Source organism: Streptomyces sp. NPDC058664, assembly GCF_042716635.1.
GTDB lineage: Bacteria > Actinomycetota > Actinomycetes > Streptomycetales > Streptomycetaceae > Streptomyces.
In genome coordinates, this window is sequence record NZ_JBHXRW010000043.1 from 1 (window position 1) to 16,877 (window position 16,877).

Genomic DNA, 16,877 nt, shown 5'->3' on the forward strand with positions numbered 1-16,877 from the left:
TTTTTCTTTCTTTTATTTACTCCCCCCTCCCCCCCCCGTCCCTGGTGCGCCCCCCCCCCCCCCCCCCCCCCACCACGGGTGTCTCCGCTTACGTTCGTCCCGCTGCGAGTCGCCGGACCAACGGTGGCCGCCGTCAACGGAGATCGGGGGTGCACTCGTGCGGATCGGACTGCTCACGGAGGGTGGCCACCCGTACGCCGGGGGTGAGTCCGGACTCTGGTGCGAACGTCTCGTACGGGGACTCGGCCGGCACCGGTTCGACCTGTACGCCCTGGGCGGGACCGGCACCCCGTCGGAGCTCCCCCCGAACGCCCGCCTCGTGCGGACCGCCGACCCCTCGGGTTCCGACGCGGCCCCGGGAGCCAGGACGTTCCTGGAGCGGACCGTCCTCGGCGACCACCGCGCCGCCCGCCGCGCCTACGGCCGGCGTGACCGCCGCCGCTTCACCGAGGCCTTCCGGCAGCTGGCGCTCGGCCTCTGCGCGGAGGACGACACCGCGATGGGCGACGCGGCGGTGGACGGCACGGCGGTGGACGACACGGCGTCGGGCGACACGGTGGTGGGCGCTGCGGCGGTGGGCGGCCCTCGCGGGGCGAGCGCCTTCGCCGCCGGGCTCTACGCGCTCGCCGAACTCGCCCGCGAGCGCGGCGGACTGCCCGGCGCGCTCCGCTCCGACGACGCCGTCCGCATCCTCGAATCCGCCTGCCGCGCGCCCGGCGCACGCCGGGGCGCGGCCGCCGCCGGCCTCCCCGACCACCTCGCCTTCACCGAGCACCTGGCCCGCACCCTGCGCCCGCTCTCCCTCGACTGGTACGCGGACGACGCACTCGGCGCCGCCGACCTCTGCCACGCGGCGGCCGGGGGCACCACCGCCCTCCCGGGCCTGCTGGCCAAACACTTCTTCGGGACCCCGCTGCTCGTCACCGAGTACGGCGTACAGCTCCGCTCCCACTACCTCTCGGCCGCCGGCGCCGACCGCTCCGGCCCGCTGCGGACCCTGCTCGCCGCCCTCCACGGCCGGCTCGCCGCCGAGGTCTACGGGCAGGCCGCGCTCCTCACCCCCGGCAACGCCCACACCCGCCGCTGGCAGGAGAAGTGCGGCGCCGACCGGGCCCGGATCCGCACCGTCCACCCCGGCATGGCGGCCGACCGCTTCGCCGAGGTCGGCGAGGACGAGGAGAGCGGCGACCCCACCACCCTGGTCTGGGTCGGACGGGTGGAGCCCGCCAAGGACCTCGTCGCCCTGCTGCACGCGTTCGCCGAGGTCCGCGCCCGGCAGCCCGACGCCCGGCTGAGGATCGTCGGGCTGCCCGTACGGGAGGCCGGAGCCGGCGCGTACCTCGCGCACTGCGCGGGACTCGCCGCCCAGCTCTTCCCCGACGAGGCCGCCGGGGCCCACGCCGTCGGAGAGAACCCGGTCACCTTCGAGGAGCTCGGCGGCCCCGAGGCGCCCACCCTGGAGGACGTCTACGCCTCCGGCGCGGTCGTCGTCCTGTCCAGCGTCGTCGAGGGATTCCCCGCCAACCTCGTCGAGGCGATGTTCTGCGCGCGCGCCACCGTCTCGACCGACGTCGGCGCGGTCGTCGAGATCATCGGCGGCACCGGCCTCGTCGTTCCCCCGCGCAATCCCCGGGCGCTCGCCGACGCCTGCCTCGCGCTGCTCCGCGAGCCGGAGCGCCGGTACCGCCTGGGTGCCGCCGCCCGCGCCCGCGCGCTCGAACTCTTCACCGTCGAACAGAACCTCGCCGCGTTCCGCGACATCTACCTGGAGCTCCTCTCCCACGCGCCGGTGCGCCACCGCCCCGGGGACGGCGTGCCCTTCGCCCACCCCGCCGAGGCACACGTACCGGGCAGCTGGGCGCACAGGACCGTGGCCGCCGGGACAGGAGCCCCCGATGCCTGAAGGAGGCACCCCCATGCGCGGCTCCGCCGCCCCGACGAGCCCCGGAGCCTGGGACGCCCGTTCCGAAGCCCTCCTCGGCGCCCCCGCGCCGACCCCGTGCACCGGCGGAACCCTCGACCCGGACACGGGCACCCGGAAGGGCCCCGCCGACGCCCCACCACCCGGGATAGCCCCGGCCCCCGCCATCACGCCCGCCGCCCCTTCACCGGCTCCGGCGAAGACTCCGACGGCGGACGACACCGACACCCCGGCCGACGCGGCCGGTACGTCGAGCGCCCCGTCCGGTACGCCCGGTCCCGCCGCTCCCGCCCCCCGCGCACGGCGCGGGAACGCCGATCCCGTCAGAGTGCTCATGCACCGGCACCAGGAGCTCTGCGCGCGCGCCGTCGACCCGCTGGAGATCGCCGCCGGGCTCGAAGCCCAGGGGTTCACCGACCGGACCGCCGCACGGTTCCGCCACCGGGACGTCTTCTCGCTCGCCGAGGAGCTCTACGCGCGCGTGCCCCGGGGCGGCGAGAGCGCCGCCCCGCCCCCGGTGCCGGCCGCGCTCCGCACGGACGCCTGGGTGCTCGCCGTCCTCACACCCGGCGCCGCCGCGGCCCTCACCGGCATCGGACTCGCCGTCACCCACGGCCCCGCACGCCTCGCCGTCGGCGTGGCCGGCGCGCTCCTGCTCGCCGGGGCCCTCCTCCTCGCCGTCCGGCGCGGTCCCTTCCGTGCCCCCGAGGGCGGCACCGTGCCCGCCGCCGGTCTCTGGACGCTCTGGCTCCTGGCGTACGCGGTCTGCGGCGACGGCCTCCTGGCCCAGGTCCTCAGCGGCGGCCCCGACGGCCCCTGGGAGCTGACCCCCGGACCGGTCCTGGGCCTCGCCCTCGCCGTCGCCCCCGCCGCCTGGTGCGCCCAGCTCTTCGCGAACCGGGCGCGCCGCAGGATCGCCGACAGCCGGGGGCTCGCCGACTTCGCCGCCGGCACCCGGCCGCTGCTCCTCGGCACCGTGACCCTCCAGCTGCTCGCCCTCACCGTCCTGCTCGGCCTCACCGGGTTCAGCTCCGAGGCCCTGGCCCTCGGCGCGCTCCTGCTGTTCGCCCGGCTCCTCACCGTCCACGGCTTCCCCGGGACGGCCACCGCCGCCCTCGCGGCCGCCGGCGCGGCCGAGGCGCTCGCCCTCGCGAGCGTCCTGGCGGCCCGCGTCCCCGTCCCCGGCTTCGACGCGCTCGCCACCCCGGTGCGCGCCGTCGTCGACACCTGGGGCCCCGGGGCCGTACCCACCCTCGTCTGCGGCGCCGCCGCGCTGGGTCTGCTGGCCCACGCGACCGGCGCCCTCGTCCGGGCCTCGGCCCACACCATCCCGTGAACCCCCCGCGCCCCCGCGGAGCCGACGCCGCGGGCGTGCCCCGTCGCCTCTCTCATCACCCCGCAAGGAGACCGAAGACCATGACCCCGCAACCCCCAGCACCGGCCGGTCGGCACGAAGGGGCCGCACGATGAGGGTGCTACTGCTCGGAGCCAACGGCTTCATCGGGCGCTTCGTCGCCGACCGGCTGCTCGCCGACCCGGCCGTCCACCTCACCGCACTCGGCCGGGGCGACGACGCCGACGTGCGCTTCGACCTCGCCTCCGGCAGCCCCGGAGCGCTGACCCGCTTCCTCGACGCCGTCCACCCCGGCGTCGTCGTCAACTGCGCCGGCGCCACCCGCGGCGGCGCCCGTGACCTGACCCGGCACAACACCGTCGCCGTCGCCACGGTCTGCGAGGCCCTGCGCCGCAGCGGCTGCGGCGCCCGGCTCGTCCAGGTCGGCTGCGCCTCGGAGTACGGGCCGAGCCAGCCCGGCTCCTCCACCGCCGAGGACGCCGTGCCGCGCCCCGGCGGCCCGTACGGGGTTTCGAAGCTGGCGGCGACCGAACTCGTCCTCGGGTCGGGGCTCGACGCCGTGGTGCTCCGGGTGTTCTCGCCCGTGGGTCCCGGCACGCCCGCGGGCTCGCCGCTCGGCCGTCTCGCCGAGGCGATGCGCCGGGCCATGCAGGCCGGTGACGGCGAGCTCAAGCTCAGCGGCCTCGGGGTGCAGCGGGACTTCGTCGACGTACGGGACGTCGCGCGGGCCGTCCACGCGGCCTCGCTCTCCGCCGCCCAGGGCGTCGTCAACATCGCCACCGGCCGCGCCGTCCGGCTCAGGGACGCCGCCGCCGTCCTGGCCAGGGTCGCGGGCTACGCCGGCAACCTGCACGAGCTGGACGCCCCGCACGGCATGTCGCAGCGCCCGATGATCGGCGCCCCCCGTAGCGAGGGGACCATCGCCGACCAGCTGGCCGCCGCCCCCTACCCGTACCCCGACGGCTGCGGCCCCTGGCAGCAGGCCGACGTCCGCACCGCCCGCGACCGGCTCGGCTGGCGGCCCCGGATCAACCTGGAGGAGTCGCTCGCCGACATCTGGATGGAGGCGGCGTGTCGCATCTGACGACGAGCACGGCCACCGGGGCGATCCAGGCCCTCGGGGTGGGCGTGCCCGGCTACGCCCACCCGCTGCTCGCCCCGGTCGAGTGGGGCGAGCTGACCCGCCCGGGGACCCCGCTGCACTGGGCGGTGCTCAACGTGGCGGACGGGCCGGGGAGCCGTCCCGACCCGCACTGCCTGGAGGCGGCGGGGAGGCTCCGCAACGCCGGGGTCAAGGTCCTCGGACACCTGGACGCGGCGTACGGCTCCCGGCCGTTCGGGGAGCTCGTCTCCGAAGCCCACCGCTTCCTCGACTGGTACAAGGTGGACGGCTACTACCTGGACCGCTGCCCCGCGGACCGGGCGGACCTGGCCGGCGTGCGGCGGGTCGCCGCGACCCTGGAGGCGGTCCTCGGCGGCGAGGCCCATCTCGTCCTCGGGCACGGCACCCACCCCCATCCGGGGTACGCCGAGACCGCCGACCAGCTGGTGACGTTCTCCGGGGCCTGGGTGGACTACCGCTGGTCGCAGGTGGCCGAGTGGACCGCCGAGTACGCGGAGTCGAAGTTCGTCCATCTCGTGCACGGGGTCCCGCGCACGCATCTCGACGAGGCCCTGCGGATCGCCCGCTGGCAGGGGGCCGGGACGATCTTCTTCACGGACCGGACGGGGGCCTCGGGACAAACCACCCCATTCCACTCGCTGCCCGGCTACTGGGACGAAATCGTCTCGCGGATCGGACCGGGTGTCTCGGAATGAGAAGGGGCGTGGCAGTGTTACGGGGAGAACAACCGTACTGACATACCGACCACCGGAGTCCCCGTGTCGCTGCCACCCCTGGTCGAGCCCGCTGCCGAGCTCACCGTAGACGAGGTCCGCAGGTACTCCCGCCACCTGATCATCCCGGACGTCGGGATGGACGGGCAGAAGCGGCTGAAGAACGCCAAGGTGCTGTGTGTCGGCGCCGGTGGCCTCGGCTCCCCGGCGCTGATGTACCTGGCCGCCGCCGGCGTGGGCACGCTCGGCATCGTGGAGTTCGACGAGGTCGACGAGTCGAACCTCCAGCGCCAGATCATCCACAGCCAGGCCGACATCGGCCGCTCCAAGGCCGCCTCGGCGCGCGACAGCGTGCTCGGCATCAACCCGTACGTGAACGTGATCCTTCACGAGGAGCGGCTCGAGGCCGAGAACGTGATGGAGATCTTCGGCCAGTACGACCTGATCGTCGACGGCACGGACAACTTCGCCACCCGCTACCTGGTGAACGACGCCTGCGTGCTGCTGAACAAGCCGTACGTCTGGGGTTCGATCTACCGCTTCGACGGTCAGGCGTCCGTCTTCTGGTCCGAGTACGGCCCCTGCTACCGCTGCCTCTACCCGGAGCCCCCGCCGCCGGGCATGGTCCCCTCCTGCGCCGAGGGCGGCGTCCTGGGCGTGCTGTGCGCGTCCATCGGCTCCATCCAGGTCACCGAGGCCATCAAGGTGCTCGCCGGCGTCGGCGACCCGCTGGTCGGCCGCCTGATGATCTACGACGCCCTGGAGATGCAGTACCGCCAGGTCAAGGTCCGCAAGGACCCGAACTGCGCGGTCTGCGGCGACAACCCGACCGTCACCGAGCTCATCGACTACGAGGCCTTCTGCGGCGTCGTGTCCGAGGAGGCCCAGGAGGCGGCGCTCGGCTCCACGATCACTCCGAAGCAGCTCAAGGAGTGGATCGACGAGGGCGAGGGCATCGACATCATCGACGTCCGCGAGCCCAACGAGTACGAGATCGTCTCGATCCCGGGCGCGCGGCTGATCCCCAAGAACGAGTTCCTGATGGGCGCGGCCCTCCAGGACCTCCCGCAGGACAAGCGGATCGTCCTGCACTGCAAGACGGGTGTCCGCAGTGCGGAAGTCCTCGCCGTGCTCAAGTCCGCGGGCTTCGCGGACGCGGTGCACGTCGGTGGCGGCGTGATCGGCTGGGTCCACCAGATCGAGCCCGAGAAGCCGGTCTACTAGACGGCCGGACGGCTGGACGGCACACGGAAGGCCCCGGACCGCGCGACTCCTCGCGAGGTCCGGGGCCTTTCCCGTGGGCTCCTCGTGAGCTCAGCAGGTCGTGCCGTACTTCGGGACCGTGCCCTCCAGGAGGTACGCGTCGACCGTCCGCGTCACGCACCGCGAGGTGCCGTAGGCGCCGTGGCCCTCACCCTTGTTGGTGAGCAGGACGCCGACCCCGTCCCCGAGCTCCTTCGCCATCCTCTCCGCGCCCTCGTACGGCGTGGCCGGGTCGCCCGTCGTCCCCACGACCAGGACGGGGGCGGCGCCCGGGGCGCTCGCCTCCGGCGTGGCCCGCTCGCCCTTCACCGGCCAGTCCGCGCACCAGCCGGCCGTGTCCCAGGCGAGGAACGCGCCGAACACCGGGGAGAGGGAGCGGAATTCCGGCAGCAGCGCCTTCGCCTGCGCGGCGGTCGGCCGCTCGCTGGAGTCGGCGCAGGAGATGGCCCGCTGGGAGTGCGACTGGGTGGAGTAACGACCCTTCTCGTCCCGGTCGTTGTAGTAGTCGGCGAGCTGGAGCAGGGCGTCGCCGCGGCCCTGCTCGGCCTCGCTCAGGGCCTCGGTGAGAAGGGGCCAGTTGCCCTGCCCGTACAGCGTGACCGCGATGCCCGTGAGCGCCAGGCTCTCGGTGAGCTTCCGCCCGCCGACGGCCAGCGGCTCCCGGTCCAGCTTCCGCAGCAGACCCGAGATCCGCTCGGTCCCGGCCTTCCGGTCCTGACCGGTGCTCTTCAGGTAGCTGTCCAGGGCCCGCTGGAAGCCGATCGTCTGGTGGCGGGCGTGCCCGACGCCGTCGGCGGTCGGGTCGACGACCGCGTCGAGGACGAGCCGGCCCACGCGCGAGGGGAAGAGGTGGGCGTACGTGCCGCCCAGCTGCGTCCCGTACGAGATGCCGAAGTAGTGGAGCTTCTCGTCCCCGAGGACCTGCCGGACCAGGTCCAGGTCGCGGGCGGTCGCGGTGGTCGTCGTGTGGGCGAGCAGCCCGCCGGAGCGGCGGGCGCAGCCGGCGCCGAATTCGGCGCCGTCCTCGAGGTACGCGGCCTCCTCGGCCGCCGTGTCCGGGGTGAGGTCGACCGAGGCCTCGGCGGCGGCCTGTTCGGCGTCGCTCCGGCAGACCACGCCGGCGCTGCGGCCCACGCCCCGCGGGTCGAAGCCGACCAGGTCGTAGCGCTCGCCGAGCGTCCGGTACTCCTCCTCCAGCTGCGGCAGCATCGCGACCCCGGAGGCCCCGGGGCCGCCGAAGTTGAAGAGGAGCGAACCGATGCGGGCCCGCTCGTCGGTGGCCTCCTTGCGGATCAGCGCGACCGGGAGGGTGGCGCCCTCCGGCTTCGCGTAGTCCACCGGCACCGTCACCGTGGCGCAGCGCCACTTCGTGCCGGGCCCCTGCCCGCCTTCCGGGGCCGGGCAGCGCCTCCAGTCGGGGCGCTGGCCGGTGAGGGGTCCGGGGAGCGCGGGGGCGGCCGTCGCCGAGGCGGTGACCGAGGGCTTGGCGTCGCCGGCCGTGGACGGGGCCGACGTGGCGCCCGGGGCCCCGCCCTCCGTGCTCGTACAGCCCGCGACCAGCACCCCGGTCGCGGCCAGCACGGCCATGTGTACGCGTATGGACATGTGTGTGGGCATGCGTCCCCCCAGATCCCGGCAAGGCGGCCATCCTAGGCGGGGCGGCCGTCCTGGGCGGGGCGGCCGTCCCGGCCGGGCGGGCGGCCTACTTGCAGACCGTCCCCGAGGCCGGGACCCTGCCGTCCAGGAGGTACGCGTCGACCGCCTTCTTCACGCACGCGCCGCCGATGTTGTAGGCGCCGTGGCCCTCGCCCTCGTACGTCAGCTCCACGCCGACGCCCTGCCCGAGCGCCTTCACCATCGACCGGGCGCCCGCGTACGGCGTGGCCGGGTCGCCGGTGTTGCCGATGACCAGGATCGGGGCCGCACCGGGCGCGGAGACGTCCGGGTGCTCCCAGGTGCCCGCCACCGGCCACTGCGAGCAGCTGGAGAGGGCCCAGCCCATGAAGTCCCCGAAGACGGGGGAGGCCTCCCGGAACTCGCCGAGCCGCTCCTTCGCCTGGCCGAGGGTGTAGCGCTCCTTGAAGTCCACGCAGTTGATGGCGGTGTTGGCGGCCTGGATGTTGCTGTAGGAGCCGTTCTGGCTGCGCCCGTTCATCGAGTCGGAGAGGGAGAGGAGCAGCGCCCCGTCGCCGCCGTCCGCCGCTTCGAGACCCTGCTCCAGATAGGTCCAGAACTCCTTGGAGTACAGGGCCTGCGCGATGCCGTTGGTGGCCTGCGTCTGGGTGAGCTTCCGGTCGCCGATGCCCGGGATCGGCTTCTTGTCGAGCGCCGCGAGCAGCTCCATGACGAAGGCCTCGATCTCGGCGACGCTCGTACCGGGCAGGGCGCACTCGTCGCCGCGGTCCACACAGTCCTGCGCGAAGTTGTCCAGGGCCAGCTGGAAGCCCTTCGCCTGGCCGAGCGCGCCCTCCTCGACGCCCGCCTCCGGGTCGACGACGGCGTCGAAGACGGCCCGGCCGACGTTCTTCGGGAAGAGGTGGGCGTAGACGCCGCCGAGTTCGGTGCCGTACGAGATGCCGAAGTAGTGGAGCTTGTCGTCCCCGAGGACCTGCCGCATCAGCTCCATGTCCCGGGCCGCGTTCTCCGTGCCGACGTGCGGCAGGGCCGGTCCCGCGTCCTTCTCGCAGCCGGCCGCGTACTTCTTCTGCGCGTCGGACAGCGTCCGCTCCTCGGCCTCGTCGTCGGGCGAGAAGTCCAGGGCGTAGTACGCGTCGAGCTCCTTGTCGGTCGCGCACTCGACCGGGTCGCTGCGGCCCACCCCGCGCGGGTCGAAGGACACCAGGTCGTAGCGGCCGCGCAGGGTCTCGTACTTCTCGGCGAAACCGGGCAGCGCGGAGACGCCGGAGCCGCCGGGACCGCCGAAGTTGAAGACGAGCGAACCGATCCGCCGGGCCTTGTCACGGGCCCGGGCCCGGATGAGCGCCAGCTCGATGGTCTCGCCCTCCGGCACCGACCAGTCCAGCGGCGTCTGGAGGAAGGAGCACTCCCAGGCGGTGCCGCCGGGGAGCGGGGAGGGCGGCTCCCCGCCGCCCTCGGCGGCGGACGGCGCCGGGCAGGGGGCCCAGGACAGCTTCTGCGCCGTCAGCGCCGAGAGCGCGGCCGAGCCGCTCGGCCTCGACGGGTCCGCCGCCCCGTCTCCGCCGTCCGAGCACCCGGCGGCGAGCAGCACGGTGGTGGCGGTGAGCAGAGCGGCGCGCTGGGCGGCGGAGATCGGCATGCCCCCATCGTGGGCCGCGGCCCCCGCCGCCGCGCGGGACGGGGGTCCATGCGGGTGGCCGGGCGGGACCGGGGCCCGGACCACCGGCGCGGCCGGGGTCCGGATCACCGGGCGCGGCCGGGGTCCGGAACCACCGGCGCGGCCGGAGCCCGGATCACCGGGGCGTGGCCCGAGCCCGGACCACCGGCGTGCCCGGAGCCCGGGCCAGGGGCTCCACGAGGCCGGTCCCGGGCTACCGGGTGCCGGTGATCACAGCGCTTCGCGTTTCGTCAGCCAGTTGAAGCAGAGCCAGCCCGGCAGCACCGGGATCCACAGCGTCAGCAGGCGGTACAGCAGCACCGCGGGGGTCGCGACCTCGAGCGGCAGGTCCACCGCCACGAGACCGAGGGTCAGCGCGCCCTCGACCGCGACGACACCGCCCGGCGTCGGCGCCGCCGAGCCGATGGCGTTGCCCGCGAGGAAGACGACCGCCACGCTCGCGTAGCTGATCGTCTGGTGACCGTGGCCGAAGGCCCGGATCGAGGCGTCGAGGCAGAGCACGAACGAGGCGGTGAGCAGCAGCATCCCGCCGATGCCGGTCAGCAGCTTCATCGGCCGCTGGAGCACGTCCAGCATGCGCGGCACCACACCGGCGAAGAGCGACCGCAGCCGGGTCGACACGAACTTCCGCATGAACGGGATGGCCGTCATCACGAGGACGAGTACCGCGACCGTAAGGAGACCGGCGATGACCGTCCTCGACGGCGTGAAGGACTGCGACTTCTCCGTCCCCGTCAGATAGCCGAAGGAGAGCAGGAGCAGGATGTGCGCCCCGAGCCCGAAGAGCTGCGAGGCGCCGACGCTCGCCACCGCGAGCCCCGGCCGTACCCCGGCGCGCTGGAGGAAACGGGTGTTCAGGGCGACGCCGCCGACCGCCGCGGGGGCGAGGATCTTCACGAACGATCCCGCGACCTGCGCCACCACCGTCCGCCAGAACCCGACCCGCTCCGGCACGAAGCCCAGCAGGCTCATCGCCGCCGCCACGTAGCTGAGCGCGGAGAACAGCACCGCGGCCGCCACCCACCGCCAGTCCGCCTCGCTGATCGTCGACAGCGGCGTACTGGCGACCTGCGAGAGCAGGAAGTACGCGGCGACCGCGCCGGCGATCAGACTGATCAGGGTCCGCGGCTTGATCCGCTCCAGACGGACCGGCTCCACCGGGGCCTGCGGCCGGATGAGCAGCACCTGTCGGCGGATCTGGGCCAGCAGGTCCTCCTCGCGGGCCTCGTCGAGCGCCGTGTCGAGGGCCTTCTTGTCGGCCTTCTTGTCGGCCTTCTTCTCGGCCTTGGCCTCGGCGCGTACGGCCGTGGGGTCCGCGGTGGCCCGCACGGCCTGGGCCTTCAACAGTTCCCGCTCGCGCTTGGCGGCCTCCGAGGCGGCGAGCACGGCCTCCCGCTCCCTGGCCGACCGCTCCCTGGCCAGTCTCCGCAGCGTCGCGCGCGTGGAGCGGCTCAGCGCGATGGGCTGGAGCAGCGGGAGGCAGTCGGCGACGGTGTCGGGGCCGAGCACCTCGACGGCGGCGGCGACCGCCCGCTCCGCCCCGACCCGCAGACCGAGGGTGGTGAGCAGCTGGGCGATGTCCATCCGCAGGACCAGGTCGCCCGCGGCGATCTCGCCGCCCCGCAGATCGGTGAGGATCACCCTGCCGGAACGATCCACCAGGATGGCGTCGCCCGTGAGCCTGCGGTGCGCGATCCGGCGCGACTGGAGCGCCCGTACCTGCCGGAAAGCGCTGCGGACCAGCTCGTCGGTGATGTCGTGGTCGTCCAGCGAGTCCAGGCTCCGGCCGCCGATGTGCTCGTACACGAGCATCACGGCGTCCGGACCGAGCTCCGATGTGGCGATCAGCTTCGGCGCGTTCGCCCCGGCGGCGATCGCCGCGTAGGCGAGGAGCGCCTCCTGTTCCAGGGCCTGCCGCAGCGACACGATGGAACGGCGGGTGGTGATCGTCCGCAGGGTGATCCGCCGCCACGCGCGGTAGAAGAAGCCGTGGGCCTGCTGCTCGCGGTCGACGACGGTGACGTCGAGCGGCGGCCCGTCCTCCAGGGTCACGATGTAGCGGCGGCCCCGGTCCGCGCTGTCCGCGGAGTCGGGCACGCCCTCGGCGCGCAGTGCCGTCACCGGCCGGAAGCCGACCCGGCGCAGGCCGGCGAGGAGGGTCTGCCCGGTGGGCCGGACGTTGGGGGAGCCGACCGCGTACAGCGTGCCGTACGCCACCGTCCAGCCGATCAGGACGGTCAGGATGATCGAGAGCGCGGTGGTGTAGCCGGCCACCAGCATGGTGAACGCGTCGAGCAGCAGCACCATCCAGAGCGACACCCGCCAGCGCGGCCTGCGGGCCATGCCGACGGCGGTCATGTACGCGATCACCGGGGCCAGGTAGTTGTGCACCGGGTCGGTGAGCCCGCCGCCGGACTGCGGCTGGGTCAGCGCGTCCTGGATCGTGCCGGGCGCGGCCTGGGCGACCCAGAGATCGGTGGCGAGGGTGACGCCGTGCGCGAGGACCGCGGCGAGGACGCCGTCCGCGATGCGCAGCCCGTCGCGTTTGATCAGGCGCTCGATGGCGAAGGCGACGGGGACGAGCAGGACGGCGATGGAGGAGAGGAGACCGGCGATCTTGACGAAGACGTCCGGGGCGCCGCCGGCGCCCTCGTTGATGTCCTTCTCCAGGCCCGAGGTCGTCGCGTGGGCGAACGCGGCGACGGCGATGACCAGTGCGATGGCGAGGAGACCGGAGAGCAGCCGCATCAGGTCGGAGGGTCGGTGGACGCGGGCGGCGAGCAGCGGCTCGTCGCCGGAGACCCGCTCGGGCACGTCGGCCTGGCCCCCCTCGGGAGGCTGCGTGTCCTGGCCCATCACCATGTCCGTCTCTGCATGCGCGTCTTGTCGTTCTCGTTCTCGTCCGAGCTCTTGTCCGTGCTCTTGCTGATGCTTTTGCCCGTGCGTTTGTTCTTGTCCGTGTTCTTGTACTTGTCGCTCTTGATCTCGTATCACCAGTCACCGCCCGCACGATGGTGGCACGAAGAGCCGCCACGCGGAGGCATCAGGGCCATGTCGGTGGGGTGAGGCACGATGGGACGGATGAGCATGGAGGAACCTGTGGGGGAGAGCGCGGAACTGCCCGAGTACGCGGAGCGGGTGCTCGACGTCGCCGACGGGATCCCGCCCGGCCGGGTGATGACCTATGGCGACGTCGCCGAATGGCTGGGCGAGGGCGGACCCCGCCAGGTCGGCCGGGTCATGGCCCTGTACGGCGGGACCGCGCCCTGGTGGCGGGTGGTCCGCGCCGACGGCACGCTGCTGCCCGGACACGAACTGAGGGCCCTCGGCCACTACCGCGAGGAGGGCACCCCGCTGCGCGGGGCGGGCCGGGCGGCCGAGGGACACGTACCGAGGATCGACATGCGGCGGGCCCGCTGGGACGGAACTCACACCTGAGACCGCCGGCCGGGGGAGCACGGGCCGGACGGGGCACGAGCGGTGCCCGGCGCGGCACACACGGTACGTAACGGGACACGGAGTACGGCTCGGCGACGGCCCGTTTCGCGTAACGTCTGCGTTCGCGTCTTCCGGGGCGGCGGGCCGACGAGCTCGGTGGCCGGCCGTGGTGGACGGCTGTCTCACCCGCACCACCACTCCCACCAGGACCGGCGACCCACGTGAGTACCTCCTCCACCACCCGGCGTACGCCGCCGCCCCAGGGACAGCCGTACCCGGGGCCGGGACGGCAGCGGACCCCGGGCGCGTACCGACTGGTGCGTACCACGCCGGCCCCGATGGATCCCCCTCAGCTGGACGCAGCCCAGCGGGAAGTGGTTGACCACACAGGCGGACCGCTTCTCGTCCTCGCCGGACCCGGCACCGGCAAGACCACCACCCTGGTCGAGGCCGTCGCCGCCCGCGTGGAGAAGGGCGCCGACCCCGAACGCCTCCTCGTCCTCACCTTCAGCCGCAAGGCCGCCGTCGAACTCCGCGACCGCATGGCCGCCCGGCTCGGCGGCCGCCGCCCGCCGCAGGCCACCACCTTCCACTCGTACTGCTACGCCCTGATCCGCGCCCACCAGGACGCCGAACTCTTCGCCGAACCCCTGCGACTGCTCTCCGGACCCGAGCAGGACCTCGCCGTACGCGAGCTGCTCGCCGGCCACGTCGACCTGGAGAAGTCCGGCCTCGGACGGATCGGCTGGCCCGACGAACTGCGCGCCTGCCTCACCACCCGCGGCTTCGCCGACGAGGTGAGGGCCGTCCTCGCGCGCTCCCGCGAACTGGGCCTCGGACCCGACGCCCTCGCCCGCTTCGCCGACCGCGTCGGCCGCCCGGACTGGAAGGCCGCCGCCGGCTTCCTCGCCGAGTACCTCGACGTCCTCGACCTCCAGGGCGTCCTCGACTACACGGAGCTCGTCCACCGGGCCGTGCTCCTCGCCGAGGACATCAGCCTGCCCGCGTACGACGCGGTGTACGTCGACGAGTACCAGGACACCGACCCGGCGCAGGTCCGGCTCCTCCACGCGCTCACGGGCGGCGGCCGCCGCACGGTGGTCGCCTTCGGCGACCCGGACCAGTCCATCTACGCCTTCCGGGGCGCCGACGTGAACGGCATCCTCGACTTCCCCTCCTCCTTCGGCGGCGCGGACGTACGCGTCCTGCGCACCGCCCGCCGCTCCGGATCCGACCTGCTCGAAGCGACCCGGCTGCTCGCCCTGCGGATGCCGATGCCCCGGCTCCCCGCCGACAAGGTCCGCGCCCACCGCGAACTCACGGCGGCACGGGACGGGGGCGGGGCGGAGGCGTACACGTACCCCACGGCCTCGGCGGAGGCCGAGAACATCGCCGACCTGCTGCGCCGCGCCCACCTGGAGGACGGCGTCCCCTGGCAGGACATGGCCGTCCTCACCCGCGCCGCCGCCTCCCTCCCGCCCCTCCGCCGCGCCCTCACCTCGGCGGGCGTCCCGGTGGAGACGGACGCGGCGGACACTCCCCTCCGCCACGAACCGGCGGTGGCACCCCTGCTACTGGCGCTCCGGGCGGTGTCCTCCGCGGACCAGGTTGTGAGCGAGCCCGTACCCGCGTCGGACCAGGTCGTGGGCATGCGTCCCGCCGGGGCGGAACGGGTGGGCACAACCACCCACGCCGCCGCACCGCCGGCGCTCCCTCCGCACCCCGCCCCCGGCGCGCAGCCGGACGACGCCCCCACCGAGCCCGAGCCCGAGCCGGACGCCACCGCCACCTGGCTCCCCGTCGAGACCGCCCTCGAACTCCTCGCCTCCCCCCTCGCGGGAGTGGACCCGGCCGACCTCCGCCGCCTGGGGCGGGCCCTCAGGGACGAGGAGCGCGCCGGAGGCAACAACGTCCCGCCCCCCTCCGACGTCCTGCTCGCCCGCGCCCTCGCGGAACCCGAGCGACTGGCCGCACACGATCCGGCGTACGCGCGGGGCGCCAAGCGGCTCGGTGACCTGCTCGCCGAGACCCGGGCGCTGCTCGAAGCCGGCGGCACCGCAGAAGAGGCCCTCTGGGTCCTCTGGAGCGGCACCCCCTGGCCCGGCCGCCTCGAGCGCGCCGCCCTCCGCGGCGGCCCCGCGGGCCGCAACGCCGACCGTGACCTCGACGCCGTCTGTGCCCTCTTCGAGACCGCGGCCCGCGCCGAGGAGCGCGTCGGCGGCCGCGGTGTCCTCAACTTCCTCGAAGAGCTCGACGCCCAGGACATCGCCGCCGACACCCTCACCCGCCGTCACACCCGGCCCGACGCCGTCCGCCTGATGACCGCCCACCGCTCCAAGGGCCTCGAATGGCGGCTCGTCGTCGTCGCCGGCGTCCAGGAGGGCCTCTGGCCCGACCTGCGCCGCCGCGGCTCCCTCCTCGAAGCCGACCGCATCGGCCGCGACGGCCTCGCCGAGCCGCTCACCCCCGGCGCCCTCCTCGCCGAGGAACGCCGGCTCTTCTACGTGGCCGCCACGCGCGCGCGTGACCGGCTCGTCGTCACCGCGGTGAAGGCCGCGGCGGAGGACGGCGACCAGCCCTCCCGTTTCCTCACCGAGCTCGGCGCCGAGCCCAGGGACGTCCCCGGCCGCCCCCGCCGTCCCCTCGCCGTCTCCGCGCTGGTCGCCGAACTGCGCGCCACCACCGTCGACCCGGACGCCTCGCCCGCGCTCCGCGACGCGGCCGCCCACCGTCTCGCCCGGCTCGCGGCCCTCACCGACGAGGACGGCCAGCCGCTGGTCCCGGCCGCGCACCCGGACCGCTGGTGGGGACTGTTCGAGCCGACGCACAGTGCGGTGCCGCTGCGCGAGCGCGACCGGCCGGTCGCCCTCTCGCCGAGCTCCCTGGAGAACCTGGTCACCACCTGCTCCCTCCAGTGGTTCCTCGGCCGCGAGGTCAAGGCCGCGGCCCCCGCCACCGCCGCCCAGGGCTTCGGCAACGTCGTCCACGTCCTCGCCGACGAGGTCGCCTCCGGCCGGACCCCCGCCGACCTCGATGTCCTCATGGCCCGCCTCGACTCCGTCTGGGACGCCCTCGCCTTCGACGCCCCCTGGAAGTCGGCCCAGGAGAAGCAGCACGCGCGCGTGGCACTCGAACGCTTCCTGAGCTGGCACGTCATGGACCGCGGCGGCCGCACCCCCGCCGCCTCGGAACACGGCTTCGACGTGACCCTGGAGGCCGGGGAGTACGAGGTCCGCATCCGGGGCTCCATGGACCGGGTCGAGACCGACGAACAGGGTCGCGCGTACGTCGTCGACTTCAAGACCGGCAAGTCGGCCCCCACCCGCGACGAGGTCGCCCACCACCCGCAGCTCGCCGTCTACCAGCTCGCGGTCCGCGAGGGCGCCCTCGACGAGGTCTTCGACGGCCGCCGTCCGGAGCCGGGCGGCGCCGAACTCGTACAACTGCGGCAGAGCGCCCCGCAGAAGGAGGGCGGCGACGCCCTCCCGAAAGTCCAGGCGCAGGAACCGCTCGCGGGGGAGTGGGTCGGTGAGCTGCTCGCCAACGCCGCGGGCCGGGTCCTCGACGAGCGCTTCACCCCCACCACCGGACAGCACTGCACGACCTGCTCCTTCCGGTCCTCGTGCAGCGCCCGGCCGGAGGGCCGCCAGGTCGTCGACTGACCAGGGACGGTCCCGCGGGGCGCGGAGTAGCGGGTACGCGCGCGCGGAGCGACCCTGGGGGGACAGGAGTCGGGGAAACCGTGAGGA

General features: G+C 74.4%; 10 protein-coding genes. 7 read left to right on the forward strand and 3 right to left on the reverse strand.

What is annotated here, in order from left to right; translation table 11 throughout:
* The first annotated feature begins 157 nt into the window (after positions 1-157).
* From ACFWUY_RS28995 to moeZ, 5 genes are all read left to right on the forward strand, one after another.
* Positions 158-1,903, forward strand: coding sequence for a glycosyltransferase (locus ACFWUY_RS28995; RefSeq protein WP_384115942.1), 1,746 nt, complete (start codon positions 158-160; stop codon positions 1,901-1,903).
* Entirely contained in the window at positions 1,896-3,257 is a 1,362-nt protein-coding gene (locus ACFWUY_RS29000) for a hypothetical protein (RefSeq protein ID WP_384115945.1), read from the forward strand. Before ACFWUY_RS28995 ends, ACFWUY_RS29000 begins: the two co-directional genes overlap by 8 nt.
* A gap of 130 nt (positions 3,258-3,387) precedes the next feature.
* The gene (locus ACFWUY_RS29005; protein ID WP_384115948.1) at positions 3,388-4,359 is read left to right on the forward strand and encodes an NAD-dependent epimerase/dehydratase family protein; all 972 of its coding nucleotides are present in this window, start codon (positions 3,388-3,390) and stop codon (positions 4,357-4,359) included.
* Complete coding sequence (locus ACFWUY_RS29010; protein ID WP_384115951.1) at positions 4,347-5,093, forward strand: spherulation-specific family 4 protein; 747 nt, start codon at positions 4,347-4,349, stop codon at positions 5,091-5,093. The genes ACFWUY_RS29005 and ACFWUY_RS29010 overlap by 13 nt, the downstream gene beginning before the upstream one ends.
* Before the next feature lie 63 nt (positions 5,094-5,156).
* On the forward strand, positions 5,157-6,335 hold the full coding sequence (gene moeZ, locus ACFWUY_RS29015; RefSeq protein WP_384115953.1) for an adenylyltransferase/sulfurtransferase MoeZ: 1,179 nt from the start codon (positions 5,157-5,159) through the stop codon (positions 6,333-6,335).
* 90 nt (positions 6,336-6,425) lie between these two features.
* On the opposite strand, the gene ACFWUY_RS29020 is transcribed toward moeZ, so the two are convergent.
* The 3 genes from ACFWUY_RS29020 to ACFWUY_RS29030 form a co-directional block, all read right to left on the reverse strand.
* Positions 6,426-7,979 carry an alpha/beta fold hydrolase gene (locus ACFWUY_RS29020; protein ID WP_384115956.1) on the reverse strand — a complete coding sequence of 518 codons (1,554 nt, stop codon included), beginning with the start codon at positions 7,977-7,979 and terminating at the stop codon, positions 6,426-6,428.
* A 97-nt stretch (positions 7,980-8,076) separates the two neighbouring features.
* On the reverse strand, positions 8,077-9,651 hold the full coding sequence (locus ACFWUY_RS29025) for an alpha/beta hydrolase (protein ID WP_384115959.1): 1,575 nt from the start codon (positions 9,649-9,651) through the stop codon (positions 8,077-8,079).
* A 249-nt stretch (positions 9,652-9,900) separates the two neighbouring features.
* Positions 9,901-12,552, reverse strand: coding sequence for a lysylphosphatidylglycerol synthase domain-containing protein (locus ACFWUY_RS29030; protein ID WP_384115962.1), 2,652 nt, complete (start codon positions 12,550-12,552; stop codon positions 9,901-9,903).
* Positions 12,553-12,762: 210 nt separating this feature from the next.
* Here ACFWUY_RS29030 and ACFWUY_RS29035 point away from each other — a divergent pair, with 210 nt between their 5' ends.
* Positions 12,763-13,128, forward strand: a complete 366-nt coding sequence (locus tag ACFWUY_RS29035) for an MGMT family protein (protein WP_384115965.1) — start codon at positions 12,763-12,765, stop codon at positions 13,126-13,128.
* 221 nt (positions 13,129-13,349) lie between these two features.
* Complete coding sequence (locus ACFWUY_RS29040; protein WP_384115968.1) at positions 13,350-16,790, forward strand: ATP-dependent helicase; 3,441 nt, start codon at positions 13,350-13,352, stop codon at positions 16,788-16,790.
* Positions 16,791-16,877 lie beyond the last annotated feature (87 nt).